Here is a 23,954-nt window from a genome sequence, read left to right as displayed (position 1 = left end):
TTCGAGAACCGCGACATGACTTCCAGGCCGCAGATCAGAACCGCGGCGCGCATTGTCCTCGCGGCCGTCTTCCTGGGCGCAGGCGTGCTGCACCTGTTGGTCCCCGGCCCCTTCGTGCGGATCACGCCGGCGTGGGTTCCGCAGCCGGCCCTGGTCGTGGCCCTGACGGGGATCGCCGAACTGCTGGGCGCGGCGGGTCTGATGATCTCGCGCCTGCGGGTGGCGACGGGCTGGGCGCTGGCCGCCTACGCCGTCTGCGTCTATCCGGCCAATATCCAGCATGCCGTGAACTTTATGACGTCGGGCGCAGGTCTGGGCTGGGCCTATCACGGCCCGCGCCTGCTGTTTCAGCCGGTCATCGTCTGGTGGTGCCTGTGGGCCTCGACCGCGATCGACTGGCCCTTCAGGCGGTCTCAGGCGGCGGCGCGCGTGCCGCCCATCAGCATGGACAGGATCTGACCCAGGGTGCGCGGCAGGTCGGCTCGGGTCACGACCCGGTCCACCATGCCCTTTTCCTGCAGATATTCAGCGCGCTGGAAGCCGGGCGGCAGCTTTTCGCGGATGGTCGCCTCGATCACGCGCGGTCCGGCGAAACCGATCAGGGCGCCCGGTTCGGCCAGATGCACATCGCCCAGCATGGCGTAGGAGGCCGTCACCCCGCCCGTCGTCGGATCCGTCAGGACCACCGCGTAAGGCAGTCTGGCGTCCTTCAGTTCTTCAATGGCCAGGGTGGTTCGCGCCATCTGCATCAGCGACAGGGCGCCCTCCTGCATCCGCGCGCCGCCAGCGGCGGTGAAACAGACCAGCGGAACCTTGCGGCTCACCGCCTCGCGCGCCGCCTTGATGAAGGCCTCGCCCGCCGCCATGCCCAACGACCCACCCATGAAGGTGAAGTCCTGGACGATCACAACCGCCTCCTGACCGCCGACCGAACCATAGCCGATGGCCATGGTGTCCTTGCGGCCCGCGGCCTTGCGCGCGGCGTTCAGGCGATCCTTGTAGGATTTGCCGTCCGAGAATTTCAGCGGATCTTCCGGCACGTCCGGCGTGTCGATGGCCTGGAAGACGCCGCCGTCGAAGGTGACCTTCAGGCGGGTCGGCGCATCGATGCGCATATGCCGGCCCGACGGCGTCACCCAAAGGGCGGCCTCCAGATCTGAGCGATACAGCATCTCGCCGCTGTCGGGATCCTTGACCCAGAGATTGTCCGGGGTGTCGCGGCGCGACACGATCTTGCGGACGCCGGGCGCAAAGCGGCTCAGCCAGCCGCCGCGCTTTTCCTGAGGCTTGGTCTTGTCGTTCATCCGCGCGCTCTTAGACGGTTTCCGCCACGGAAGCACTAGCGGCGACGGATCGAACCGCATCGCCCAGCGCCTTCACGCGGGCCAGAACGCGCGGCGCAACGGCTTCGTTCGCCTCCAGCGCCGCCGCCACCTCGTCCACCAGGGCCGAACCCACGACCACCGCATCGGCGACGCGGGCGATCTCGGCGGCCCGTTCCGGCGTCTTGACCCCGAAGCCGACCGCGACCGGCAGGCCCGAGGCCTTGCGCACCCGCTCCACGGCCGGCGCCACCACGTCGGCGTTCGCTTCCTTGACGCCCGTCACGCCCGCGACGGCGACGTAATAGACGAAGCCCGACGTGCCCTGGACCACGATCTTCAGCCGGTCGTCATCCGAGGTCGGCGTCGCCAGACGGATCAGCGAGATCGACACCTTGTCCAGCGCCTCGATCAGCGGCCCGGCCTCTTCCGGCGGGCAGTCCACGACGATCAGCCCGTCGATGCCGCAGTCGGCGGCATAGGCGGCGAAGGCGTCATAGCCCAGGCTCTCGATCGGGTTCAGATAACCCATCAGCACGATCGGCGTCGCGTCGTCGCCCTGACGGAATTCCCTGGCCAGATCCATGGTCGAGCGCAGGCCGAAACCCGCCGCCATGCCCCGGATCGCCGCCCGCTGGATCGGCGGCCCCTCGGCCATCGGATCGCTGAACGGAAAGCCCAGTTCGATGATGTCCGCGCCCGCAGCCGGCAGGCCGTTCAGGATCGTCAGCGCCTCTTCACGCGACGGATCGCCGCCCATCACATAGGGAATAAAGGCGGCGCGGCCCTCGGCCTTCAGCGCCTTGAAGCGCGCGTCGATACGGGCGGTGGTCATTGTTGCGGCGATCCGGCGGCGGCAGGCGGTGTCGCGGCCGCAGCAGCCGCGCACACGTCGCCCGGAATGGTGGCGAAGCCCAGATAGCCGGGCAGTTCGGCGACGGCGGTCTTGGTGGTGTCGTAGAAGGCGACCATCTGCATGCCGTCGCAGCCGCCGGCCTCGCGGCGCTTGATGAAGACGACGCGGTTGTCGTCACCGCCGGCGGCCAGCCAATTCTTGGTTTCCAGATCGGCGATATAGGCGTCGGCCAGGGCGCCGATCTGGCCCAGCTGTGCGGTCACGCACCAGGCCCGCCCCGTCAGATTGTTCAGCCCTCCGCAATCGGGCGACAGCTCCGCGCCCGGCAGCAGGCCGACGTCGGCCGGACCGCCTTGCGGCGCAGAGGGGGCCGGCGTCGGGGTAGGCGTCTGGGCCTGCACAACGGCGGCGGACAGGCTCAGGACGGCGGTCGCCGCAACAAGAGTACGGATCACAGGTTCACTCCCAGATGTTTGGCGACCTGGAAGATGTCCTTGTCGCCGCGCCCCGACATCAGCAGGACGACGTCGCCGCCCTTGCCGACTTCGCGCGCCACTTCGCCCGTCCGCGCCAGGGCGTGGGCGGGCTCCAGCGCCGGAATGATGCCTTCCAGCTTCGAGCACAGCTGGAAGGCTTCCAGCGCCTCATTGTCGGTCGCCGAGCGGTATTCGGCCCGGCCGATATCGTGCAGCCAGGCGTGTTCCGGCCCGATGCCGGGATAGTCCAGCCCGGCCGAGATCGAGTGCCCCTCGACGATGTTGCCGTCCTCGTCCTGAAGCAAATAGGTCCGGTTTCCGTGCAGCACGCCCGACCGCCCGCCCTTCAGCGAGGCCGCGTGATCCGGCGTATCCAGACCATGGCCGGCCGCTTCGACGCCGATCAGCCGCACGCCCTCGTCCTCGATGAAGGGGTGGAAGGCGCCGATGGCGTTCGAGCCACCGCCGATGCAAGCGACCACCGCTTCGGGCAGCTTGCCCATCCGGGCCATCGACTGGCTCTTGATCTCCTTGCCGATCACCGACTGGAAATCGCGCACCATGGCCGGATAGGGGTGCGGGCCCGCCGCCGTGCCGATGATGTAATAGGTGTCCGAGACGTTGGTGACCCAGTCGCGCATCGCCTCGTTCATCGCGTCCTTCAGGGTCGCGGCGCCGGCCGTGACCGAGAAGACTTCCGAACCCAACAGACGCATGCGGAACACGTTCGGCTGCTGCCGCTCCACGTCCACTGCGCCCATATAGACGGTGCAAGGCAGGCCAAAGCGCGCCGACACGGTCGCCGAGGCGACGCCGTGCTGACCCGCGCCGGTCTCGGCGATGATGCGGGTCTTGCCCATGCGGCGGGCCAGCAGGATCTGGCCCATGCAGTTGTTGATCTTGTGCGCGCCCGTGTGGTTCAGGTCCTCGCGCTTCAGCCAGATGTTGGCGCCGCCGAAATGTTCGGTCAGGCGTTCGGCGAAATACAGCGGGCTCTCGCGACCGACGTAATGCTCCAGGTATTCGTCCAGCTCAACCTGGAAGCTGGGGTCCGCCTTGGCCGCCTTATAGGCCGCGTCCAGCTCGTGGATCAGCGGCATCAGGGTCTCGGCCACGAACTGACCGCCATACGGACCGAAGCGACCCTGCGCGTCCGGCCAGGCATAGGCGTTCGACAGCGGCTGGGTGGAATCGGCGGCTTGGATTGGGGTCTGGGCGTTCACGGTTTCGACTTTCACGCGGAGAGGCGTCGCAATTACGACCGGCGCGCGTTTTGGATGAAGGTCGCGATCCGGTCGGCGTCCTTAACACCCGGCGCGCTTTCCACGCCAGAGGACACATCGACCATGGGCGCGCCCGTAATCCTCAGCGCCACGGCCACATTGTCCGGGTTCAGACCGCCCGCCAGGAACCACGGATGGCGAAACGCCCGGTCCGCCAGAAGGGTCCAGTCGAAGCTGTGTCCCACCCCGCCGGGCAGCGCCGAACCCTCCGGCGGCTTGGCGTCGAACATAAGATGATCAGCATGATCATCCCACGCATCGGCGGCGGTGAAGTCGTTCGCCTGCCGGATGGGCAGGGCCTTGATCAAACCCGCCCCCGTCAGCGCCCGCACGCGCTCGGCCCGTCCCGGCGCCTCAGACCCATGCAACTGGATGAAGTCGGGCCTCAGCGTCCGGGCGATCTGTTGCAGCAGGGCGTCGTCGGGATCGACCGTCACCGCCACGATCTTCGCCCGCCCCCGCGCCCGCTCGAACAGGGCGGCGGCGGCTTCGGGCCCCAGATGGCGCGGGCTTTTGGGAAACACCACCGCCCCCACGAAGTCCACCCCGCCCTCCAGGGCGACGTCCAGCGTGTCCAGTGTGGTCAGTCCGCAGATCTTGATCTTGGTCGTCATCCCTCGACCTGCGCGTCCGATCCCGCAGGCGTCAAGAGCTTCAACCCAGGCTCTCGGGCGTCGTGAAAATCGAGGCGACCTCATCCGCCGTCGCCAGCCGCCACTGACCGGGCGCCAGATCGGCGGGCAGGCCAAGTCCGCCCAGCCGTTCGCGATGCAGGGTCTCGACGTGGTTGCCGGCGGCGGCGAACATCCGGCGCACCTGGTGATAGCGGCCCTCCGTCACCGTCAGCAGGGCCTCGGTCGGCGACACCACCTCCAGCACCGCCGGCGCCAACGGCTTGTCCTCGCCCTCCAGCACCAGCTCGCCCGAGGCGAACAGCGCGCCTTCCGTGCCCGTCAGCGGTCGCGCCAGACCCGCCCGGTAAACCTTGGCCACATGGCGTTTGGGCGAAATCACCCGGTGCAGCAGATCGCCGTCGTCGGTCAGCAGCAGCAGGCCCGTCGTCTGCTTGTCCAGCCGTCCGATGGTCGAGATGGCGGGATCGCGCGCCCGCCAACGTCCCGGCAGGATGTCATAGACCAGCGCCCCCTCTTCCTTGTGTGAGCAGGTCATGCCCAGCGGCTTGTTCAGCAGGATCACCAGCCCTTGCACGGGGTCCAGCGGCTCGCCGTCGATCTCCATTCGCGTGGGCAGGTCCGGCGTCACCGCAATGCGTTTGGACACGTCCGTCAGGTCCGCCCCGTCCAGCACGATGCCGCCCGCCTTGGCCATCCGCGCCATTTCGGCGCGTGAACCATAGCCCATCGAGCCCAGCAGACGATCGACCCTCGACGTCGGGACTTTCTTCATGCGCTACCGCCCTTCGGACTGCTTGAGCGCGGTCACTTTACCGCCTCGAACAGCTTGTAGCCGCCCGCCTCGGCGACCAGCCGCACCCGCTTGAACGCCGCGTTCAACTCGGCCTCATACGGCAGGTGCCGGTTGGCCACGACCCAGGCGACGCCGCCCTTTTTCAGCAGTTCGGATGCCTTCCGGATAAAGGCCTGACCAAGCCGCCGGTCCTCGGCCCCGCCGTCGTGGAAGGGCGGATTGCTGACGACGAAATCCTTGTCGCCCTTGGCCTCCAGGGTGCGGGCGTCCGACCACCAGACCTTGGCGCGGTCGTCCTCAATATTGCGGCGAGCGGCCTGGATGGCGCGGCGATCCAGATCGACCATCTTCAGTTTGCTCACGGCGGGCGAGCGCAGCACCACGATCGACAGCGCGCCATAGCCGCAGCCCAGATCAACCCCCTCGCCCTTCATCGCCGGCAGATGTTCGGCCAGCAACGCCGAGCCCGGATCGATCCGGTCCCAGGCGAATACGCCGGGCTGGGACCAGGCCTCCAGTCCCGGCACGATCTGCGGCCCGCCAGCGGCGATGGCCTCGTCCAGCCCCTCGACCGTTTCGGGCCGAATGACGATGCAGCGACGATGATGCGCCTTGGCGGTCTCGGCGACCTCCAGGCCGAACGTCTTCAGCTCCTTGCCCAGGCGCGATCCGCCCTTGTCCTTGGGCGCCATGACGTCCAGCCGTCCCCCGACCTTCAGCGCCGTCAGCGCCAGGGCCAGCACATAGCGCCGCTCCAGCACGCCGGGCGGGGCGTAGATCATGATGCTGTCGGCCGAGCCCGGTTCTTGCGCCTGCAGCGCCGCCGAGTCGGGGATCAGGGGCGAGGTCTGGATTGCATCGCCGGGCGGATCGAAGACGACCGGCGGGCGGCCATACAGAAGTGTGGTCATGGTCTCAGAACCCTGCCTGCAACAGCGCCAGACCCACGACCCCGACCACGATCCGCCACCAGGCGAAGACGCCGAACCCGCGCCTGGACACGAAATCCAGCAAGAAGCGCACCACGGCCAGGGCCGAGATGAAGGCCACGACGAAGCCCACAACGATCAGGCCGATGTCGCTGAAATCCAGCGTCTTGTGGTTCTTCAGCAGGTCATAGGCCACCGCCGCCCCCATGGTGGGCAGGGCCAGAAAGAAGCTGAACTCAGCCGCCGACCGCTTGTCGGTCTTCAGCAGCAGTCCGCCGGCGATGGTGGCGCCGGACCGCGACACGCCGGGGATCATGGCGAGGCACTGGAACAGGCCGATCAAAAAATAGATCCGCATCGGATAGGCCTCGGCGTCCAGCCACTTGGGCTTCTTGTCCATCCGGTCCAGCAGCAGCAGGATCACCCCGCCGACGATCAGGGCGATGCACACCACCTGCGGCGTCTCGAACAGCACGGTCTTGATGAAGTCATAGGCCAGGAAACCGATCACGACAGCCGGCGCGAAGGCGACCAACAGCCCGATCAGGAACCGGCGTGCCTCGGCGTCGAAGGGCCAGCGCGTCGCCAGCGTCCACAGCTTTTTGAAATAGACGCTGACGATGGCCAGCAATGCGCCCAGCTGGATCACGATCTCGAACGTCTTGCCCGCGCTCTCGAAGCCCATGAAATGGCCCAGCAGCAGCATATGGCCAGTGGACGAGACCGGAATGAACTCGGTTAGCCCCTCGACCAGACCCAGAATAATGGCGGCAAGCCAGTCCGACATGAGACCCTCGAAAACCAATGCGCCCGGAACGCGCCGCGCCAGGATGCCTTCCCCCTAGAGCATGATCGTTTCTGACGGAACGACCCGTTTGAGCCAGCGGTTGGCTTTCAGCCACGATTGCGCGAGAAGAAGCCGACAATGACGACGCCCGCCCCCGCCCCCGCCTCGCTTGACGACGCCCATCTGGCCACGCGCCGCATCACCCGCCTGTCGGTCGGGGTCGCGGTGGTGCTGATCGCGATGAAGGCCTTTGCGCTGGGCGCATCAGGCTCAGTCTCCATCCTGGCGACCCTGGCGGATTCGGTTCTGGATCTGGCGGCGTCCCTGACCACCTTTTTCGCCGTGCGCTGGGCCGCCGCTCCGGCCTACGAGAACCACCGCTATGGCCATGGCAAGGGCGAGGCCCTGTCCGCCCTGGTCCAGGCCGGTCTGGTCTTCGCCTCGGCCATTTTCATCGCCTGGGAGGGCGTGCAGCGCATCTTCGATCCTCGCCCCGTGACCGCTGGCCTGTGGGCGAGCGGGATCGTGGTCGCCACCATCGTCATCACGGCCTGGCTGGTGTGGATGCAGACCCAGACGCTGAAGAAGACCGGCTCTGTCGCCGTCGCCGGCGACCGCGCCCACTATGCGGCGGACCTCGCTGCCAACGTCGTGGTGCTGATCGGCGTGATTTCGGGCGCCTTCCTGGGTGCGCCGGGACTGGATGCGGCCGCAGGCATCGTCGTCGCCGTCTGGCTGTTCTGGGGCGCGACCGGCATGTTGAAGGCCGCCGCCGATCACCTGCTGGACCGCGCCGTGCCCGAGGCCGACCGCGCCGCCATCACCAAGGCCGTCCTCGCCGACTCCCAGGTCTTCGGCGTGCACCAGTTGCGCACCCGCATGTCCGGTCAGGTGATGATGATCCAGATGCATGTCGACCTGGACGCGCACCAGACCCTGGACGCCGCCCACGCCATCGTCGTCGCCGCCGAGAACCGGGTGCTGGCTCAATATCCCGCCGCCGACATCCTGATCCACGCCGACCCGCGCGGCCACGCCCGTCCGCAGCCCGTGATCCCCGCCGCTGCACCCGCCGACCCGCAAGCCACGCCCGCCCCGACCGGCCCCGCGCCCAAGGGGCCGTGGTCCTGATGCGGTAAACGCCGATTTAACGGGTCCGGGCGCATCACCCTTAGATGGCCGACCCTTGCGTTCTTTTCCACTTCGCCTTCCAGCCCGCCTCGCGCGCCGCGCGACTGGCCCTGGGAGAGGCGCGGATCGAATGGACCGACACCCCGGTCCGTCCGTGGGAGGACGATTGCCCGGTCAATGACTTCAATCCGTCCGGCCTGCCGCCGGTGATCCAGACAATGGATCGCGGCCGTCCGCTGGTGCTGTGCGAACTGCCCGCCATCCTGGGCTGGATCGAGGATCAGCAGAAGGGGCCGCTGCTGCTGCCCGCCGACCTCGCCGAACGGGCCGAGGCGCGCCGCCTGACCGGCTGGTTCGAGCGCCGCTTCATGGACGAGGTCGACGCCGTCCTCCTCCACGAGCGGATGGAAAAGCCGCTGCTCAAGCTGGGCCCGCCCGAAGCCCGCGCCCTGCGCGACGGGCGCGACGCCCTAAAATCCCACCTCGCCATGCTGGAAGACCTGGTCGCCGCGCGCGACTGGCTGGCCGGCCGCCGCCTGTCCCAGGCCGACCTGATCGCCGCCGCCCACCTGTCGGTGCTGGACTATTTCGGCGAAATCCAGTGGAAAACCTGGCCCGGTCTGAAGACCTGGTACTCCAAGCTCAAATCCCGCCCCTGCTTCCGCCCCCTCCTCGCCGACCGCTTCGTCGGCGTGCCGCCTTCGGCATGGTATGCGGATCTGGATTTCTAAAGCGCCTCCGCGCTCAACCGGGCGATCCACAGCTTGGCGCGACTGACCAGTTCGTCCTTGCGCCTCAGATCCGAGATGTCTTCCGGCAGACGGTCAAGCTGTTCGAAGCGGAAATCTTCGGGCGTGTGCGCCGTCCACGCCGCCTGAAGCGACCGATACGGACTGCCGCCGTGGCGCAGCGCGAACCACAGGCCGTTCTGCTCGGTGTCGATGTGGCGGCTCTTGCCGACCCAGGCCTGACCCGTCGCGCTGCAGATCACGGCATAGACCCCGGCGATGGTCGCGCGCTCCTTATATTCGGCGATCAGGCTCTTGCGAATTGTCGGGGTCATGGCGATCTCTTATTTATCCGGGTATAAACATGACAGACAATTTCATCCGGGTAAATACATGAGCGACGAAGATCGCGATCTGGTCCTTTTCGACGGTCCCCGCCGTATCGCCAGAGGCTCGGACGCCGCGGTGGCTGCTGTCTTCCGCAAGGCCCTGGCGGCCTCGCCTCAAGCCGCGCTGCGCGTGTTCGATCTGGCGACCGGTCGCCCGGTCGATCTGGATCTTCGGGAACAAGAACCGGCTTTGGCCCAAGTTCCCAGGCGCGGCCGTCCGCGCCTGGGCGTCGCCGCGCGCGAGGTCACTCTGTTGCCCCGTCATTGGGACTGGCTGGCGACCCAGCCGGGCGGCGCGTCGGCCGCCCTGCGCTGTCTGGTGGAACAGGCCCGCAAGACCGGCGCCGGAAACGATGCACGCCGCCGTCGCACCGACGCCGCCTACGGCTTCATGGTCGAAATGGCCGGCGACGCCCCTGATTTCGAAGAGGCCAGCCGCGCCCTGTTCGCCGGCGATCGCGATCGTCTGACCGCCCTGATCGCCTCTTGGCCCACTGACATTCGGGCCCAAATTCTCGAACTGTTCGACGGTGAGGCTGCATCGCGCGAATGACGATGTCGTCTCCTCCCCACTTGTGGGGAGGGGGACCGCGTAGCGGTGGAGGGGCTCTTGAAGTCCCACAGACGCCAGTGATGCGCTGAAGAACCCCTCCCTCACGGCGCGAAGACGCGCCGCGCCACCTCCCCGCTCCGCAGGGAGGCGTCCTCGTGCTATCCCCCGCCCCGTGTCCGACCGCCTGAAAACCTTCATCCGCCAGCGCGCGGCCGAGCTCGGCTTCGATGTCTGCCGCTTCGCCTCGGCGGCCGACGCCTGGCCGGCGGGCGAGCGGCTGCGGCGTTTCGTGGACGAAGGCCGGCATGGCGACATGGAATGGATGGAGACGACGCTGGATCGCCGCCAGCACCCCACGGCCATGTGGGACGAGGCCAGGACCGCCATCGTCCTGGGCATGAACTACGGCCCTGAGCAGAATCCGCTGGATCAGCTGGCCGAACGCTCGGCCGGATACATCTCGGTCTATGCGCGCGGCGACGACTATCACGAGGTCATCAAGGGCCGGCTGAAACAGCTGGCCGGCCAGATCGCCGCCCGCAACGGCGCGGACATCAAGGTCTTCGTCGACACCGCCCCCCTGATGGAAAAGCCGTTGGCCCAGCGCGCCGGCCTGGGTTGGCAAGGCAAGCACACCAATCTGCTCAGCCGCACCCACGGCAACTGGCTGTTCCTCGGGACCATCCTGACCGCCGCCGAGATCGCGCCGGACGCGGCCGAGAGCGAACACTGCGGCCGCTGCACCGCCTGTCTCGACGCCTGCCCGACGAACGCCTTCCCCGCCCCGTTCCAGCTCGACGCCCGGCGCTGCCTGTCCTACCTGACCATCGAGTTCGCCGGTCCCTGGCCGGTCGAGTTCCGCACCCTGACCGGATCGCGCATCTATGGCTGCGACGACTGTCTGGCGGTCTGCCCGTGGAACAAGTTCGCCCAGGAAGCGCGCGAGATCCGGCTGACGCCCCGCGCGGCCTTTGAAAGCCCGCGCCTGCATGACCTGCTGGCGCTGGACGACGCCGCCTTCCGCGCCCTGTTCACCAAGAGCCCGGTCAAGCGGATCGGCCGCGACCGCTTCCTCAGAAACGTCCTCTACGCCGTCGGCAACTCGGCCGACGCGACCATGATCGCCCCGACGACAGCCCTGCTTGATGACCCCTCATCGCTGGTGCGCGGCGCCGCCGTCTGGGCCCTGTCGCAGTTGATGCCGGCCGACGCGTTCGCGACCCTGGCCAAGGCGACGACCGAGACCGACCCCGCAGTCATGACCGAATGGCGGCGCGCTTGAGGTCTAGGTCCCGCTTCGCAGCGAGTCGACGAATTGCGTGAGGGTCACCCCATCGCCGTGCCGACGCCCGATCCGCCGCCGGGCACCTTGGCCACGTCGAGCAGCTTCAGGCGGAAGATCAGCACCGAGTTGGCGGGGATCTTGGGATTGCCCTGCTCGCCATAACCCAGCTCGGGCGGGACATAGAGCAGCCATTCGTCGCCGACGCGCATCTTCTGCAGCGCCTCGGTCCAGCCCTTGACCACCTCCTCGGGCGTGAACACCGCCGGCGCCCCGCGCGCGAAGGAACTGTCGAACACGCTGTTGTCGACCAGCTTGCCCTCGTAGTCGACCTTGACCAGGTCATTGCGGTCCGGGCTGACGCCGCCGGCCGGTCCCGCCTGCACCACCTTGTATTGCAGGCCGCTGGGCAGGGTCTGGACGCCCTCGTCCTTGGCGTTCTTGGCCATGAAGGCGGCCGCCTCGGCCTTGCCCGCGTTCGGATCGACCGGCGCGGCTTGGCCGCAGCCCGACAGCAAGAAGGCCGCGACGATTGCCGCCTTACCCCATCCGAAGTTCATAGCCGCGTTCCTTCAAGGCCTCGCCGATCTCGTCGGCGTGGGCGCTATCGCGCGTTTCGACCATGATGTCGAACTCGGCGCCCTTGGCCGGCACGTCCAGCGCCAGGCGGTTGTGGACCACGTCGATGATGTTGCCGCCCAGACCGCCGATCACCGCCGCCATGGCCGACAACATGCCCGGCCGGTCGTCGCCCAGAATGCGATAGACGATCAATCTCCGCTCACGGACCATCTCGCGATTTAAGACGACCGCCAGCATCCGCGCATCGATGTTTCCGCCGCACAGCTCCAGCCCGACCTTCATCCCCTTGAACCGGTCGGGATAGGCCAGAAGGGCCGCCAGACCGCCGGCGCCCGCGCCTTCGGACACCGTCTTCTCGTAGGTGACATAGGTGGCGACGGCCCGTTCGAAGTCCGCCTCCTCGCAGACGAAGACCTCATCCACCAGCGGGTTGGCCAGGGCGAACGGGATGTCGCCAACCGCCTTGATGGCGATGCCCTCGGCGATGGTCTGGCCGGTGCAGACCGGCGGCTGGCCCGCCCGTTTGGCGGTGAAGGACGGATAGCGCGCGGCCTCGACGCCGAATACCTTGATGTCCGGCTTCATCGCCTTGGCCGCGATGGCGCAGCCCGCGATCAACCCGCCGCCGCCGATGGGGATGATCAGGGCCTCGACCTCGGGCGCATCCTCCAGAAGCTCGATCGCGCAGACGCCCTGGCCCGCCACGATGCCTTCGTCGTCAAAGGCCGAGACGAAGACATAGCCCTTTTCCGCTTCCAGCCGCTTGGCCGCTTCGGTCGAACCGGTGAAGTCCAGCCCCTCAATCACCACGGTCGCCCCGTGCGAGCGGGTGCCGTTGATCTTGGCGAAGGGCGTGCCCTCGGGCATCACGATGGTCACCGGCACGCCCAGCCGTCCGCCGTGATAGGCCAGGGCCTGGGCGTGGTTGCCGGCGCTGGCGGCCACCACGCCGCGCTTCATCTCCTCGGGACTCAGCATCAGCAGCCGGTTCAGGGCCCCGCGCTCCTTGAAGCTGCCGGTGAATTGCAAATTGTCGAACTTCACCCAGACCTCGGCTCCGGTCAGCTGCGACAGCTTTCTGGAATAGCGGGTCGGGGTGCGGTCGACCGCGCCGGCGATCCGGGTGCGCGCGGCTTGGATATCGGCGAAGGTGACGGTCATACGGGGCGTTTCCGAGCTGTCGCGCCTCGACGACTGGGCGCGTTGTCGGGCCTGTTTCGCGCGTTGTCGGGTCCGGGTCCAGAGGGGGAATCTTGGGCGTGGAAGTCGCCCGGCCTGTCGTGCGATAGTGAGGCCCGTCGTCCCCCACGACCCCGAAATCCCGGAGGAAGCCCCATGTCGATCCGTTCGTTCGCCGCCCCTGGCCTGGCTCTCGCCCTGACCGCCGCAGCCCTCTCCGCCTGTGCGCCGACCGCCGGCGGCGGCCTGCCGAACGGGGGCCCCGCCGCCTTCAACGAGGCCGATTTCGGCTGGTCCCAAATGCCCGGCCGCAACAGCATTCAGGGCCAGATCGCCTTCGCCCGGGACGGCAAGGCCTTCGACTGCGTCGCCAGCGTCGGCCTGACGCCGGACACCCCCTACACCCGCGCCCGCATTCGCACCCTGTACGGTTCGACCCAGCGCGCGGCCGTGCCTGCCGCCGTCGTCCGCGCCCGCACCGTCGCCGACGCCAACGCCGACTATCGCAACTATGTTCGCTCCGAGCGGTGCGAAAACGGCCGTTTCCGCTTCGATGGCCTGCCCGACGGCGGCTGGTTCCTGATCGTGCCGGTCACCTAAGGCGATGCGCCCTTGGTGCTGATGCAGTCGGTGCAGACGCGCGGCGGCCGGGTCGTCTCCGTCACCCTGTGACCCGCGTGCCCCTTCTCACGAAGATGCGACCCCGGTAACGCGGATCGCCATCTTCTGACCACGAGCGCCCCGGACTGATCGCTGCTTCTGTGCGAGAGTTCGGGGAGCTTTTTTCTTGTCCCAACACAATATCATAGGATCCGAGGCCTTTACGCGAGGGCCTTCGGTCATCATCCGCAAATACAAGGCGGGCGGCATGCGCCGTCGCCGGTCCAAGACCATCGCCACCTTCATCGCCGGCGCGGGCGCCATGCTGGTGGTGGGCGCCGTCGCCGTCGCGGCCGTCTATGGCCCCGCCCTGGCGGGCGGCTGACATTGCGGGCTGGCCGTCAGGCCAGCCACACCATCATGCGCGTATCGGCCTCGGCCCGACGCGCCCGGCTCCACGCCCGGCGCGTCTCGCCGGTGTAGAGGAAGCCCGCCTTTTCCAGCACGCGGCCAGAGGCCGGATTGTCGGCGAAATGGCCGGCGACCAGCGCCCGGCGCTTCCACTTTCGGCTGGCCCAGACCAGGGCGGCGTCCAGCGCCTCGGTGGCGAAGCCCCGGCCCCAGTATTCGCGCCCGATCCAGTAGCCGGTTTCCGGCACCCGGTCCTCGCCCTCGAACAGGCCGATGACACCAATGGGCCCCACGTCCTCATGGTCGATGACGAATGTATTGGCTCGCCTGGGATCTTGCGATGCGACCTGCAGCACGAAGTCGTCGGCGTCGCGCATCTGGAACGGATGCGGCATCCGCTTGGTCATGCGCGCGATGTCTAGGTCGTTGGCCAGGGCGGCGATGCGCGGCGCATCCTGGGGCGCGGGCGCGCGCAGGATCAGGCGCCGGGTCTCGACGACAGGAGAGGTTTCGATGACGCACATAGGCGTTGCCTCGGATTATCGACCATCTCCTTGAAGGGCTCGGACGGTCTTCGAGGCGGGGAAACGCAAACGGGGAGCCTGGTGATCCAGACTCCCCGCGGATTATCATCCCTGGTCCGGATCGGCTGCTGGCAGGAGCAACGCGATCCGGGAAGGTCCAGACTGCGTTACTCGGCGGCCATCGCCTGAGCGGCGTCGTCGTTGGCCGCGAGGATCGACACGTAACAACGGCCGCCACGTTTGGTGGTGAATTTCACAGCGCCGTTCGTCAGGGCGAACAGGGTGTGGTCGCGGCCCATGCCCATGTTCTCACCGGCGTGGAAGGTGGTGCCGCGTTGGCGCACGATGATGTTGCCGGCCAGCACGCGCTCGCCGCCATACTTCTTCACGCCAAGGCGCTTCGACTCGGAGTCGCGACCGTTACGCGACGAACCACCGGATTTCTTGTGAGCCATCTTGCCGCTCCGTACTTTCTTGAGGGTCCTACCGGCCTTTCGGCCTACTTGAGGACGTCTCTCTTAACTGGTCTGGCGCGGTGAGCGCCGGTGAATGTCTTAGGCTTCGTCGCCGGCGGCTTCAGCCTTGGGCGCAGCCTTCTTCTTGGCCGGGGCCTTCTTGGCGGGAGCCGAGCTCTCGACCACGACGCCCTTGACCTCGGCGCCGTCCACGTCGGTCACGACCGTCTCGGTCGAACCCAGCGAGGACGCAGCGTCACGAGCGGCCAGGTTGCGAGCGCGCAGGTTGATCTCGGCCTTGGTGGTCAGATCGACCTTGCCGTCCCACTTGGCGGTCTCGCCGGCGCCTTCGATGCCGGTGATGCGAAGGACCGATTCCATCTGGCGATGGCCGTTCGTGCGGCGATAGCCCTGGCGACGGGTCTTCTTGAAGATCTTGATCTTCTCACCCTTGCGGGTCTCGACCAGGGTCGCGCCGACGAAGGCGCCGTCGATCAGGGGGGCGCCCAGGGTCACGCCCTTGTCGCCGCCCAGCATCAGGACGCTGTCGAACTTCAGCTCAGCGCCGGCGTCGCCGTCGAGCTTTTCGACGACGATGGTGTCGCCCGGTTGGACCCGGTACTGCTTGCCGCCGGTCTTGATCACCGCGTACATGTTGAAGCCTCAGCGCAAACGCAAAAAAAGATACGCCCCCGGAGAGGGCCCCGGCGGCGAAGAGCGGCGACATATACGGAAGGGTGTCGGAGAGTCAACGCCGAACCGGGCGGAAATTCAGCCCCGGACGGATTATCCCCGCTGTCGCCGCGCCTTGAACTCAGTCCAGGGCGCAGATGTCCGGCAAGCCCCTCAGCGTGCCGGCATGGTCCAGGCCATAGCCGACCAGGAAGCGGTTCGGCGCCTCCCAGCCGACGAAGTCCGGCTCGGGCGCGCGGGGCTTGGGCCAGGGCTTCCTGGCGAAGACGCAGGTCAGGACTTCGGATGCGCCGGCGTCCTTGGCGATGCGCACGGCCTCGGCCAGCGACAGGCCGGTGTCGAACACGTCGTCCAGGATCAGGACGCGGCGTCCCGCGATCGGGCGCTGGAACGGCGCATAGACGTCGATCCGGCCCCGGCTGGTCTGCTCGTCGCCATAGGAGGCTAGCCACAGGGCGTCGAAACGGACGTTGCGGCCGACGCGCGACAGGGCGCGGGTCAGGTCGGCGGCGAACCACAGGCCGCCGGTCAGCAGCACGGCGGCGACCGTGTCGTCGTCGATGATGGGAGCGATCCGCCGGGCCAGGTCGGCGACGATGCGCGCCACCTCGGCCTCGGACAGAAGAACGGTCGGCGTCGGGGAGGGATCAGCCATGATGCGAGGCCGATACCGCCTCACCATGCCCCTTGTCCACAGCCCCGACCGGCCGCGCGTCGATCGGCGCGGCCGTGTTCGGCGCCTCGGCGCCGGGCGCCGTCGCAGAGCGCAGTCCTTGAGAGCTTTCGGCGGCAGGCTGCGTCGCGTGCGCGGGCGCGGCCTTCGCATCATGTCCGCTGTGTTCAGCTGGGGGTTTGGCAGGCGCCGGGCTGGCCGGCGCGAAGTCGACGCCGATCCCGGCCCCGTGGCCGCCCGGATCGGGGATCAGGGCGGCGAAGCCCTGGACCTTGCCCGGCAGGACCGGCGCCGCGTCGATCTTCACGATCTTGAACCCGACCTCGGCGCCGGCGGCGTCCAGCAGGGCCACGCGAATCGGCGGCGAGACGATCTCGACGTCGCGCACATTGCGGATGGCGCCGGACACCACGACCATGCCGGGATGGTTCGGCGCAGCCTTGGCCGTCAGCGCCTCGAAGTCCAGCCCGACCGGATTGACCGGCGCGCCGAAGAATTTGTAGGCCGAAGCGGCTCGGGGGAAGGCCTGAACGATCTCGACGCGGAACAGGAAGGCCGAAACGATCAGGCCGATGAAGACGCTGGCCAGACCCGCCCAGATCACGCCCTGAGTGGCGGCGCGGCGCAGCTTCTTTTGGCGATCGGCGCGGGCGCGGAACGCCCGGGGCAACTCCGGCGCCGGCGTTTCGGCCAGGCTGGCGGCGGTCGGCGCCGGATCGGGTTCGGGCGAGGTTGCAGGCGTGGCGGCGGCTGCGACCACCGGGTCGGGCGTCAAGGTCAGTTCCAGCGGCTCGTCCGGCGTCGCGCGCCAGACTTCGCCGCACGATTGGCAGCGCACCTTGCGGCCTTCGGGGCCTATGGCTTCGTCACGAATGAAATAGCTGGTGGCGCAGGCGGGGCAGGTCAGTATCATGTGGCTGACTGCGAGGCTGTCGCCCCCTCCCGTAAGGCGCGACGCCGCGCCCTGTTCCTGAAACACATACCATGCCGTCCTCGCCCGCCGAACCCGCCGCTATGACCGAGACCGTTCGCCTGTCTGGCGTCGGCTTCGGCTATGTCGGCGCGCCCGACGTGCTGCGGGACGTTAACCTCATTTTGCCGCGCGGCTCTTTCCACTTTCTTACCGGGCCGTCCGGGGCCGGAAAGTCTTCATTGCTGCGTCTGCTGACGCTGGCGGACCAACCCCGAACGGGAACCCTCCGCCTGTTCGGATCGGATGTCACGCGCATCGATCGTCGCGACATCCCGGCCTTTCGGCGGCGGATGGGCGTGGTGTTCCAAGATTTCCGCCTGCTGGATCATCTGTCGGCCTTCGACAACGTCGCCCTGCCCTTGCGGCTCGCGGGCGGATCCGAGGCCGAGTACGCCGACGACGTGCGCGAGATGCTGAAATGGGTGGGCCTGGGTCGCCGGATGGAGGCCCGTCCCCCCGCCCTGTCCGGCGGTGAGAAGCAGCGGCTGGCCATCGCCCGCGCCGTCATCACCCGCCCCGGCCTGATCGTGGCGGACGAACCGACCGGCAGCGTGGACGCCGTGATGGCTGACAAGCTGCTGCGGCTGTTCCAGTCGCTGAACAAACTGGGCGCCACCGTCCTGATCGCCAGCCATGACGAGGCCCTGGCCCAGCGATCCGGCGCGCGCGTCTTGAGGCTGGAGGCCGGACGGCTCAGCGAATCCTCGCGGGCCACCGCATGATCCGTCTGTCCGATTTTAGTCTCTCCAGCCGCCGGCCCGGCCTGCTGCCGCCCGCCGCAGCCGGCGAGCCGTGGCTGATGACCGTCATCGCCGTCCTGTGCTTTTTGGCCTGCCTCGCCGCCGTCGCCGCCTCGGCCGCCGACCGCGCCGCGCACGGCTGGGCCCGACAGCTGGGCGCCGAGGCCACCGTCCAGGTCCGCCCCCGCGTCGGCGAAACCGGCGACACCGCCGCCGCCCGCGCGGCCGAGACCCTGTCCGGCGTCGATGGGGTGGAGGAGGCCGCCGCCCTCAGCCGCAAGGCGGCCGAGGATCTGCTGCGCCCCTGGCTCGGCGACGCAGTCCTGCCCGATCTGCCCCTGCCCCATCTGGTGACCGTGCGGCTGAACCGCGACGCCCCCGCCAGCGCCGTCACCCTGAGCCGCGCCCTGGCCGAGGCCGGACTGGACGCTACGGTGGACGATCACAGCCTGTGGCGCGGCGAGGTCGAGCGGTCCGCCGGCATGATCACGGTCCTGGCCGGCGCCGCCTTCCTGGCCGTCGCCTTCGCTGCGGCCGCCGCCATCGCCTATGCGACCCGGGCGGGGTTGGCGGCGGGTCAAGGCGTGATCGAGACCCTGAGCCTGAACGGCGCGACCGACGGGACCATCGCCTGGCTGTTCCAGCGACGGTTCGGCCTGATGGCGGCCGGCGCGGGTGCGATCGGTGCCGGACTGGCGGCGGTCCTTCTGATCCTCCTGCGGTTCATCGGCGGATCGGGCGGCCTGACGGCGGCCCTGCCCATCAGCTGGAGCGACCTGGCGTTGCTCTCGCCTTGCCCGCTGCTGGCGGCTACGGTTGCGGTTCTCGCGGCGAGATTCGCCGCCATGCGAATGCTGGCTTCAGGACGGCCGACAGAGGGAGGGGGCGCATGAGACTGTTGAGCGTCATCTTCATCGCCGGTCTGATCTGGCTAGTCGGCCTGTTCGCCTTCGCCCACCGGGTGCGCGAACTGACGCCGGCCGACGACCCCGCCCGCGCCGACGCCATCGTGGCCCTCACCGGTCCGTCGTCCGAGCGGGTCAACACCGCCATCCGCCTGCTGGAACAGGGCAAGGGCGAGCGGGTGCTGATCTCCGGCGTCAATCGCGAGGTGCGCCGTCAGGAGCTGCGCGAGCTGACCCCCGGCTCCAGCCGCCTGTTCAACTGCTGCGTCGATCTGGGTTTCGAGGCCGAGGACACCGTCGGCAACGCTCAGGAGATCGCCGCCTGGAGCCGCGCCAAGGGCTATCGCAGCCTGATCGTCGTGACCTCCGACTATCATATGCCGCGTTCGCTGGTCGAAATCCGGGGCCAGCTGCCGGGCGTGAAACTGACGCCCTACGCCATCTCCACCCCGTCGCTGGACAATGCGCGCTGGTGGCGGGCGGCGGTGACCGCGCGTCGGATGACGCTGGAATATATGAAATACCTCGCCGTCCTGGGCCGTGAGGGCGTGCGCCGCATCACCCGCGACCGGCCCGCCGCCGTACCGGCCGAGAGCGAAACCGCCCCTGACGAAAAGGCCGCGTCCTAAGTGAACACCCTGCGTTCCCTGATCTTCACCGCCTGGCTCTATTTGTCGATGCCGATCATCGCCATCGGCCTGTCGCCGGTCCTGCTGCTGCCGCACCGCTATGTGCAGGGCGTGTGCAAGCTGTGGGCGAAGATCGTCCTGTTCGGCCTGCGCTGGATCGCGGGGGTGAAGGTCGAGGTGCGCGGGTTGGAGCACGCCCCGTCCGGCGCCGCCCTAATCGCGTCCAAACACCAGGGGATGCTGGACATCGTGGCCCTGCTGGCCGTCCTGCCCGACGCCTGTTTCGTGATGAAGAAGGAGCTGATGCCCCTGCCTTTCTTCGGCTGGTTCGCCTGGAAGGCCAAGATGATCGCCGTGGATCGCGCGGGCCACGCCAAGGCGCTGAAAGACATGACGCGACAGGCGCGCGACCGCCTGTCCGAAGGCCGCCAGATCGTCATCTTCCCCGAGGGCACTCGCAACGATCCGGGCGTGCCGGGCGACTACAAGCCCGGCGTCGCCGCAATCTATCGCGATCTGGAAGGCCCCTGCTGGCCCGTCGCCACCAACTCCGGCGTCCACTGGCCGGCTCATGGTTTCCGCCGGTATCCCGGCACGGTCGTGTTCGAATTCCTTGAGCCGATCCCGGCCCAGCTGAAGCGCGGGGCCATGATGGCGTTGCTGGAAAGTCGCATAGAGACGGCGTCGTTGGCGCTGCTGGAGCCAAAGGCCCAGCTTGCGCATTCTGAACCGGCCTGACCTCCCCGCTCGGGCGCCACCCATGGAAACGCCCGATGCTTCGTCCCCTTCTGCTCTCCGTCGCCTTCGCCGCCGTCGCCGGCTCCGCTCTGGCCCAGTCGCAACCGTATGAGCAGATCCGGCCCGCCCCCCAGAACTGGACCGTCGATCTCGGCGCGGGCGTCCTTTATCGCAACGACTCCAACGGCGACACGGGCTCCAAGACAACGGTCGCCCCGTGGGTTTCGGCCAACTATCGCGACCTAGTCTATCTGAACCCGATCGACGGCCTGGGCTGGAACGCGATCAAGACCGACGACTTCCGCGCCGGCCTGCAACTGCGCCCGCGCTTTTCGGCCGATGATATCGAAGGCCTGACGCTGGATCGTCCGGGCTTCGGCGCCGACCTGGCCGCCTACGCCTACAAGCGTCTGCCCGGCAATGTGGTGGTCGGCGGTCGGATCAGCCGCGACGTGTCCGACGTCAGCGAGGGCACGGAATACTATGCCTCCGTCGGTCATCAGCGCGTGACGTCGGTCGGCCTGCTGAACGCCTCGGTCTATGTGCGCGGCGGCGATTCCAAACTGGCCGATGCCTACTATGGCGTCAGCACCGCCGAGGCGGCCGCCAACGGCATCAGCGCTTATTCCCCCGGCGGCGGCCTGCAGGGCGCGGGCGCCAGCCTGGTCCTGCTGGTCCCGGTCGGCGACAAATGGGGTGCGGGCGGCCTGATCAACTACGAACGCCGCCTGGGCGACGTGGCCGACAGCCCCCTGTCGCAGAGCGACGACGCCGTCCGCACCGGCGTCTTCATCGCCCGTCGCTTCGGCGGCTGATAGCAAGGCGGCGGCTGCGGATGCGGCCGCCGCTTCTTGCCCTTTGATCAGGTGGCCGCGAACTCACTCAGCGCGTCGATGACGGCGCGGTTCTGGTCTTCGGTGCCGATGGTGATGCGCAGGGCTTGCGGCAGGCCATAGCCGCCGACGGGGCGGACGATGATGCCCTTGGTGTTCAGATAGTCGTTGGCGGCGGCGGCGCGCTTGGCGCTGTCGAACAGCACCAGCACGAAATTGCCGGCGCTGGGCAGGATGTTCAGCCCAAAGCCGCGCAGGGCCTGGGTCAGGCGCGGCTTCCAGTTCGAGATCAGATCGCGCGACGCCGTCTGGTGCGCCTCGTCCGACAGCGCGGCCGTTGCGGCCTCAAGCCCCGGCACCGAGACGTTGAACGGCAGTCGAATCCGGTCGATGGCTTCGGCGACCTTCAGCGGCGCATAGCCGAAACCGATACGCAAACCGCCCAGGCCGTGGATCTTGGAGAAGGTGCGGGTGACGACGATGTTCTCGGCGTCCTTGGCCAGCGGGAAGGCGGTTTCCCAGTCGGCCTCGGTCACATATTCCGCATAGGCCTCGTCCACGACCAGGATGATGTGGGCCGGCAGGGCGGCGTGCAGGCGGCGGATTTCCTCGCCCGTGTTGTAGCTGCCGGTCGGGTTGGACGGATTGGAGACATAGACGATCTTGGTGCGGTCATCGACCTGGGCCAGGAGCGCATCGACCTCGGCCTTGAAGTTCGGCTCGGGCGCCAGCTTGACCTGGGCTTCGCAGCCCAGGGCGCTGATGCGGTAGGCGAGGAAACCGTACTGGCCGCAGACGATGTTGTCGCCCGCCGTCAGATAGGTCTGGTTCAACAGGGCGAAGACCTCGTCCGAGCCGTTGCCGAAGATCAGCCTGTCAGGCTCCAGCCCGTGCAGTTCCGATACCGCGTTCCGCAGCTTGGTCGCCCGGCCGTCGGGATAGATGTGGATATTCTTGACTGCCATCTCATAGGCCGCACGCGCCTTTTCGCCCGCGCCCAGCATGTTCTCGTTGGACGACAGCTTCATCGGCTCGGCGACGCCGGCGATGGACGACTTGCCGCCGACATAGGGGGCGATGTCGAGGATGCCGGGCTTGGGGGCAGGGCCGTGTGGCGCGGTCGCGTCGGTCATGGAAAGCCTTGATCTCAGAAGATGGGGGCGGCGCCGATCACGCCGCTCATTCGTCCGGGCGCGCTCTTCAGCCGCCCGTCGTCGACCTGCACATAGCCCGTCAGCATGAACAGCTTCAACCCGCCCGCCGCCGCCAGCGGATCTGCGACCAGTCCCGCGTCACCCAGGGCGTCCACGATCTTGGTCTCGGACCAGCCGCTGTCGGTGACCCAGAAGCTGCGGTCGTCGCCCGTGGGGCCGGACATCTCCTTGCACACGACGAAGGCCTGGGGCCGGCCGCGCCGGTCGTCCGGCAGGGCGGCGACGATCTTCAGTTCGGGCCGCGCCAGCAGGCGGCCCCACCACGGCCGGTCGGGCGACAGGTCGATCACGGCGCGCGAGCCGGCCTCTGCCGCCTTCAACGCCTCGTCGGCGGACATAGGCCGCGACCGCAGGCCATAGCGGTCCGTGGCCAGGGCCTGGGCCACGCCGCCACAGACGACCAGCGCGGGTCCGGTCGCTACCTCGATCCGGCCCCACACCGCCTTGACCGCCGCACCCTCATCGGGCGAGGCGCCGTCTAACAGTTGACGCAGGGCGATGGCCGAGGCGTCGGCTCGGTCGCGCGGACCGGCGGCGACCCGCGCCCGCACCGCCTCGACCAGGGCGCGATCCAGCGCCAGCAGGACGTCGTCGGCTTCGGGCTCGTCCAGCAGGGCCATTAGAACAGCTTCGGCGCCGGGGCCAGCGGGAAGGGGCCGAGCCAGGTGCGGCCGTCGCGGAAGACCAGCGTCAGCGGCAGCTGCTCCTTACCCGTCGCCTCGGCGGCGCCCGCTGCGGCGGCGGCCCCTGCCGCACCGATGCGATTCACCGGCCCCTGACGCGTCGCCATCAGGCCGGCCAGGGCGGGCAGAGGCTTTTGCGCCTGGAGCTGGACCTGGCCGGTCAGCCGGCCGTTCGCATCGGCTCGCAAGACATCGCTGAAGAGGGTTGCGCGGCTGTCGCCGGCCTGCAGATCGCCGCGCACATTGCGGAAGGTTCCGCCCGCCTTTGTCCAGGCGGAGAAGACGCCCGCAGCATCGCCGCCAGCCTTCAGCAGGCTGGCCTGGCCGATCTCGGCCTCCAGCTGTGTCGTCAGGCGGCCGTCCTGGGCGAAGCCTTCGACGGGGCCGTCCGCCCGCCCCTGCCCGTCCACCAGCCGGAACATGACATCGACGTCGTCGGTCGGCGCGGTCGAACCTTCCAGATGCGGCCGAGCATAGAATTCGATCCGCGCCGCGCGAGCGATGGGGAAGGGTTCGGCGCCGGTCTGGGCCGTGAAGACCGGATTGACCATCTCCAGCGCCAGATTGGGCCAGCGCTGATCGATGCCGCTGGCGCTCATGCGGATGGCGTCGCCCTTGACCGCAACCTCGCCCTTGCCGGCGCGGGTCAGCATCAGGCCTTGCGGAGCCACCACCACCCATTTGGTCGGCTGATAGGCGTTGGCCTCCGCGGCCAGTTCGGTCGCCTTGATCGCATGGCCCGACGGCGCCTGAACGATCAGGTTCGTCAACGCTACATGGGTGCGAAACGGCCAGCCCTTGATGGATTTGTCGGCGAAGCGGATGTCCCAGCCGTCCTGACGCAGGGTCTGGACCTGGGCCTCAAGCCGCGTATCGATCTGGCGCGTCAGGAAGATCCACCATCCGGTCCAGGCCGCCAGCGCGATCAGCACCAGGATGAAGGGCGCATACAGGCCCT

Annotated in this window: 31 protein-coding genes; 12 read left to right on the top strand and 19 right to left on the bottom strand. The window is 68.3% G+C overall.

What is annotated here, in order from left to right; translation table 11 throughout:
- Positions 1 to 15: 15 nt before the first annotated feature.
- A complete protein-coding gene (locus tag RT123_RS05595; RefSeq protein WP_313008274.1) occupies positions 16 to 459 on the top strand; it encodes a DoxX family protein in 444 nt (147 codons plus the stop codon).
- Here the strand turns inward: RT123_RS05595 and accD are convergent.
- The 8 genes from accD to RT123_RS05555 all read right to left on the bottom strand — a co-directional run bounded on the left by accD (position 414) and on the right by RT123_RS05555 (position 7,081).
- Positions 414 to 1,304 (bottom strand): acetyl-CoA carboxylase, carboxyltransferase subunit beta, encoded by an 891-nt coding sequence (accD, locus tag RT123_RS05590; RefSeq protein ID WP_313008272.1) that lies wholly within the window; start codon positions 1,302 to 1,304, stop codon positions 414 to 416. The genes RT123_RS05595 and accD overlap by 46 nt on opposite strands.
- A gap of 10 nt (positions 1,305 to 1,314) precedes the next feature.
- Positions 1,315 to 2,157, bottom strand: a complete 843-nt coding sequence (gene trpA / locus RT123_RS05585) for a tryptophan synthase subunit alpha (protein WP_313008271.1) — start codon at positions 2,155 to 2,157, stop codon at positions 1,315 to 1,317.
- Positions 2,154 to 2,633, bottom strand: a complete 480-nt coding sequence (locus RT123_RS05580) for a hypothetical protein (RefSeq protein WP_313008270.1) — start codon at positions 2,631 to 2,633, stop codon at positions 2,154 to 2,156. Before RT123_RS05580 ends, trpA begins: the two co-directional genes overlap by 4 nt.
- Complete coding sequence (gene trpB, locus RT123_RS05575) at positions 2,630 to 3,832, bottom strand: tryptophan synthase subunit beta (RefSeq protein ID WP_295227347.1); 1,203 nt, start codon at positions 3,830 to 3,832, stop codon at positions 2,630 to 2,632. Before trpB ends, RT123_RS05580 begins: the two co-directional genes overlap by 4 nt.
- Before the next feature lie 77 nt (positions 3,833 to 3,909).
- Positions 3,910 to 4,551 (bottom strand): phosphoribosylanthranilate isomerase, encoded by a 642-nt coding sequence (locus tag RT123_RS05570; protein WP_313008268.1) that lies wholly within the window; start codon positions 4,549 to 4,551, stop codon positions 3,910 to 3,912.
- A gap of 40 nt (positions 4,552 to 4,591) precedes the next feature.
- A complete protein-coding gene (locus RT123_RS05565) occupies positions 4,592 to 5,344 on the bottom strand; it encodes a pseudouridine synthase (protein WP_313008267.1) in 753 nt (250 codons plus the stop codon).
- 32 nt (positions 5,345 to 5,376) lie between these two features.
- Positions 5,377 to 6,276 carry a class I SAM-dependent methyltransferase gene (locus RT123_RS05560; RefSeq protein WP_313008266.1) on the bottom strand — a complete coding sequence of 300 codons (900 nt, stop codon included), beginning with the start codon at positions 6,274 to 6,276 and terminating at the stop codon, positions 5,377 to 5,379.
- Between the two features lie 4 nt (positions 6,277 to 6,280).
- Positions 6,281 to 7,081 carry an undecaprenyl-diphosphate phosphatase gene (locus RT123_RS05555; RefSeq protein WP_313008265.1) on the bottom strand — a complete coding sequence of 267 codons (801 nt, stop codon included), beginning with the start codon at positions 7,079 to 7,081 and terminating at the stop codon, positions 6,281 to 6,283.
- Between the two features lie 138 nt (positions 7,082 to 7,219).
- On the opposite strand from RT123_RS05555, the gene RT123_RS05550 reads away from it, so the two are divergent.
- Both RT123_RS05550 and RT123_RS05545 read left to right on the top strand, forming a co-directional pair.
- Positions 7,220 to 8,212, top strand: a complete 993-nt coding sequence (locus tag RT123_RS05550) for a cation diffusion facilitator family transporter (RefSeq protein ID WP_313008263.1) — start codon at positions 7,220 to 7,222, stop codon at positions 8,210 to 8,212.
- A gap of 44 nt (positions 8,213 to 8,256) precedes the next feature.
- A complete protein-coding gene (locus RT123_RS05545) occupies positions 8,257 to 8,943 on the top strand; it encodes a glutathione S-transferase family protein (RefSeq protein ID WP_055807760.1) in 687 nt (228 codons plus the stop codon).
- On the opposite strand, the gene RT123_RS05540 is transcribed toward RT123_RS05545, so the two are convergent.
- Complete coding sequence (locus tag RT123_RS05540; RefSeq protein ID WP_313008262.1) at positions 8,940 to 9,275, bottom strand: GIY-YIG nuclease family protein; 336 nt, start codon at positions 9,273 to 9,275, stop codon at positions 8,940 to 8,942. The two genes, RT123_RS05545 and RT123_RS05540, sit on opposite strands and share 4 nt — an antisense overlap.
- 58 nt (positions 9,276 to 9,333) lie before the next feature.
- Between RT123_RS05540 and RT123_RS05535 the strand changes: the two genes are divergently transcribed.
- Complete coding sequence (locus tag RT123_RS05535; RefSeq protein ID WP_313008260.1) at positions 9,334 to 9,882, top strand: DUF2239 family protein; 549 nt, start codon at positions 9,334 to 9,336, stop codon at positions 9,880 to 9,882.
- A 172-nt stretch (positions 9,883 to 10,054) separates the two neighbouring features.
- Positions 10,055 to 11,164, top strand: coding sequence for a tRNA epoxyqueuosine(34) reductase QueG (gene queG, locus RT123_RS05530; protein ID WP_313008259.1), 1,110 nt, complete (start codon positions 10,055 to 10,057; stop codon positions 11,162 to 11,164).
- A gap of 44 nt (positions 11,165 to 11,208) precedes the next feature.
- Here the strand turns inward: queG and RT123_RS05525 are convergent, their stop codons facing one another.
- Together RT123_RS05525 and RT123_RS05520 are read right to left on the bottom strand one after the other, a co-directional pair.
- Positions 11,209 to 11,724, bottom strand: a complete 516-nt coding sequence (locus tag RT123_RS05525) for an FKBP-type peptidyl-prolyl cis-trans isomerase (protein WP_313008258.1) — start codon at positions 11,722 to 11,724, stop codon at positions 11,209 to 11,211.
- Complete coding sequence (locus RT123_RS05520) at positions 11,705 to 12,907, bottom strand: threonine ammonia-lyase (protein ID WP_313008257.1); 1,203 nt, start codon at positions 12,905 to 12,907, stop codon at positions 11,705 to 11,707. The genes RT123_RS05525 and RT123_RS05520 overlap by 20 nt, the downstream gene beginning before the upstream one ends.
- A gap of 174 nt (positions 12,908 to 13,081) precedes the next feature.
- Between RT123_RS05520 and RT123_RS05515 the strand changes: the two genes are divergently transcribed.
- Both RT123_RS05515 and RT123_RS05510 read left to right on the top strand, forming a co-directional pair.
- Positions 13,082 to 13,525, top strand: coding sequence for a hypothetical protein (locus RT123_RS05515; protein ID WP_313008255.1), 444 nt, complete (start codon positions 13,082 to 13,084; stop codon positions 13,523 to 13,525).
- Between the two features lie 187 nt (positions 13,526 to 13,712).
- A complete protein-coding gene (locus tag RT123_RS05510; RefSeq protein WP_039244035.1) occupies positions 13,713 to 13,910 on the top strand; it encodes a hypothetical protein in 198 nt (65 codons plus the stop codon).
- Positions 13,911 to 13,926: 16 nt separating this feature from the next.
- On the opposite strand, the gene RT123_RS05505 is transcribed toward RT123_RS05510, so the two are convergent.
- The 5 genes from RT123_RS05505 to RT123_RS05485 form a co-directional block, all read right to left on the bottom strand.
- Positions 13,927 to 14,460: a GNAT family N-acetyltransferase gene (locus RT123_RS05505; protein ID WP_045810625.1), complete on the bottom strand. Its 534-nt coding sequence runs from the start codon at positions 14,458 to 14,460 to the stop codon at positions 13,927 to 13,929.
- 167 nt (positions 14,461 to 14,627) lie between these two features.
- Positions 14,628 to 14,915: a 50S ribosomal protein L27 gene (gene rpmA / locus RT123_RS05500; RefSeq protein ID WP_039244031.1), complete on the bottom strand. Its 288-nt coding sequence runs from the start codon at positions 14,913 to 14,915 to the stop codon at positions 14,628 to 14,630.
- Between the two features lie 99 nt (positions 14,916 to 15,014).
- The gene (rplU, locus tag RT123_RS05495; protein WP_091750606.1) at positions 15,015 to 15,569 is read right to left on the bottom strand and encodes a 50S ribosomal protein L21; all 555 of its coding nucleotides are present in this window, start codon (positions 15,567 to 15,569) and stop codon (positions 15,015 to 15,017) included.
- A gap of 160 nt (positions 15,570 to 15,729) precedes the next feature.
- Positions 15,730 to 16,263 (bottom strand): phosphoribosyltransferase, encoded by a 534-nt coding sequence (locus RT123_RS05490; protein WP_313008254.1) that lies wholly within the window; start codon positions 16,261 to 16,263, stop codon positions 15,730 to 15,732.
- Complete coding sequence (locus tag RT123_RS05485; protein WP_313008253.1) at positions 16,256 to 17,194, bottom strand: MJ0042-type zinc finger domain-containing protein; 939 nt, start codon at positions 17,192 to 17,194, stop codon at positions 16,256 to 16,258. Before RT123_RS05485 ends, RT123_RS05490 begins: the two co-directional genes overlap by 8 nt.
- A 71-nt stretch (positions 17,195 to 17,265) precedes the next feature.
- On the opposite strand from RT123_RS05485, the gene RT123_RS05480 reads away from it, so the two are divergent.
- Genes RT123_RS05480 through RT123_RS05460 form a run of 5 tightly spaced genes read left to right on the top strand, consistent with a single transcriptional unit; the run spans position 17,266 to position 21,081 of the window.
- Positions 17,266 to 17,976 (top strand): cell division ATP-binding protein FtsE, encoded by a 711-nt coding sequence (locus RT123_RS05480; RefSeq protein WP_165115218.1) that lies wholly within the window; start codon positions 17,266 to 17,268, stop codon positions 17,974 to 17,976.
- The gene (locus RT123_RS05475; RefSeq protein ID WP_082854141.1) at positions 17,973 to 18,887 is read left to right on the top strand and encodes a cell division protein FtsX; all 915 of its coding nucleotides are present in this window, start codon (positions 17,973 to 17,975) and stop codon (positions 18,885 to 18,887) included. The genes RT123_RS05480 and RT123_RS05475 overlap by 4 nt, the downstream gene beginning before the upstream one ends.
- Entirely contained in the window at positions 18,884 to 19,528 is a 645-nt protein-coding gene (locus RT123_RS05470) for a YdcF family protein (RefSeq protein WP_066627937.1), read from the top strand. Before RT123_RS05475 ends, RT123_RS05470 begins: the two co-directional genes overlap by 4 nt.
- Positions 19,529 to 20,266 (top strand): lysophospholipid acyltransferase family protein, encoded by a 738-nt coding sequence (locus RT123_RS05465; RefSeq protein WP_066552743.1) that lies wholly within the window; start codon positions 19,529 to 19,531, stop codon positions 20,264 to 20,266.
- Positions 20,267 to 20,301: 35 nt separating this feature from the next.
- Complete coding sequence (locus RT123_RS05460) at positions 20,302 to 21,081, top strand: MipA/OmpV family protein (protein ID WP_313008250.1); 780 nt, start codon at positions 20,302 to 20,304, stop codon at positions 21,079 to 21,081.
- A gap of 47 nt (positions 21,082 to 21,128) precedes the next feature.
- Here the strand turns inward: RT123_RS05460 and hisC are convergent, their stop codons facing one another.
- From hisC to RT123_RS05445, 3 genes are all read right to left on the bottom strand, one after another.
- Entirely contained in the window at positions 21,129 to 22,232 is a 1,104-nt protein-coding gene (hisC, locus tag RT123_RS05455; RefSeq protein WP_313008249.1) for a histidinol-phosphate transaminase, read from the bottom strand.
- Between the two features lie 14 nt (positions 22,233 to 22,246).
- Entirely contained in the window at positions 22,247 to 22,933 is a 687-nt protein-coding gene (locus tag RT123_RS05450; protein ID WP_284876542.1) for a hypothetical protein, read from the bottom strand.
- Positions 22,933 to 23,954: DUF2125 domain-containing protein (locus RT123_RS05445; RefSeq protein WP_313008248.1), on the bottom strand; the 1,022-nt coding region annotated here is incomplete at its 5' end. The genes RT123_RS05445 and RT123_RS05450, both read right to left, overlap by 1 nt.

It is taken from the genome of Brevundimonas vesicularis (assembly GCF_032067225.1).
GTDB lineage: Bacteria > Pseudomonadota > Alphaproteobacteria > Caulobacterales > Caulobacteraceae > Brevundimonas > Brevundimonas vesicularis_F.
This window is presented reverse-complemented; position numbering and strand designations above follow the sequence as displayed.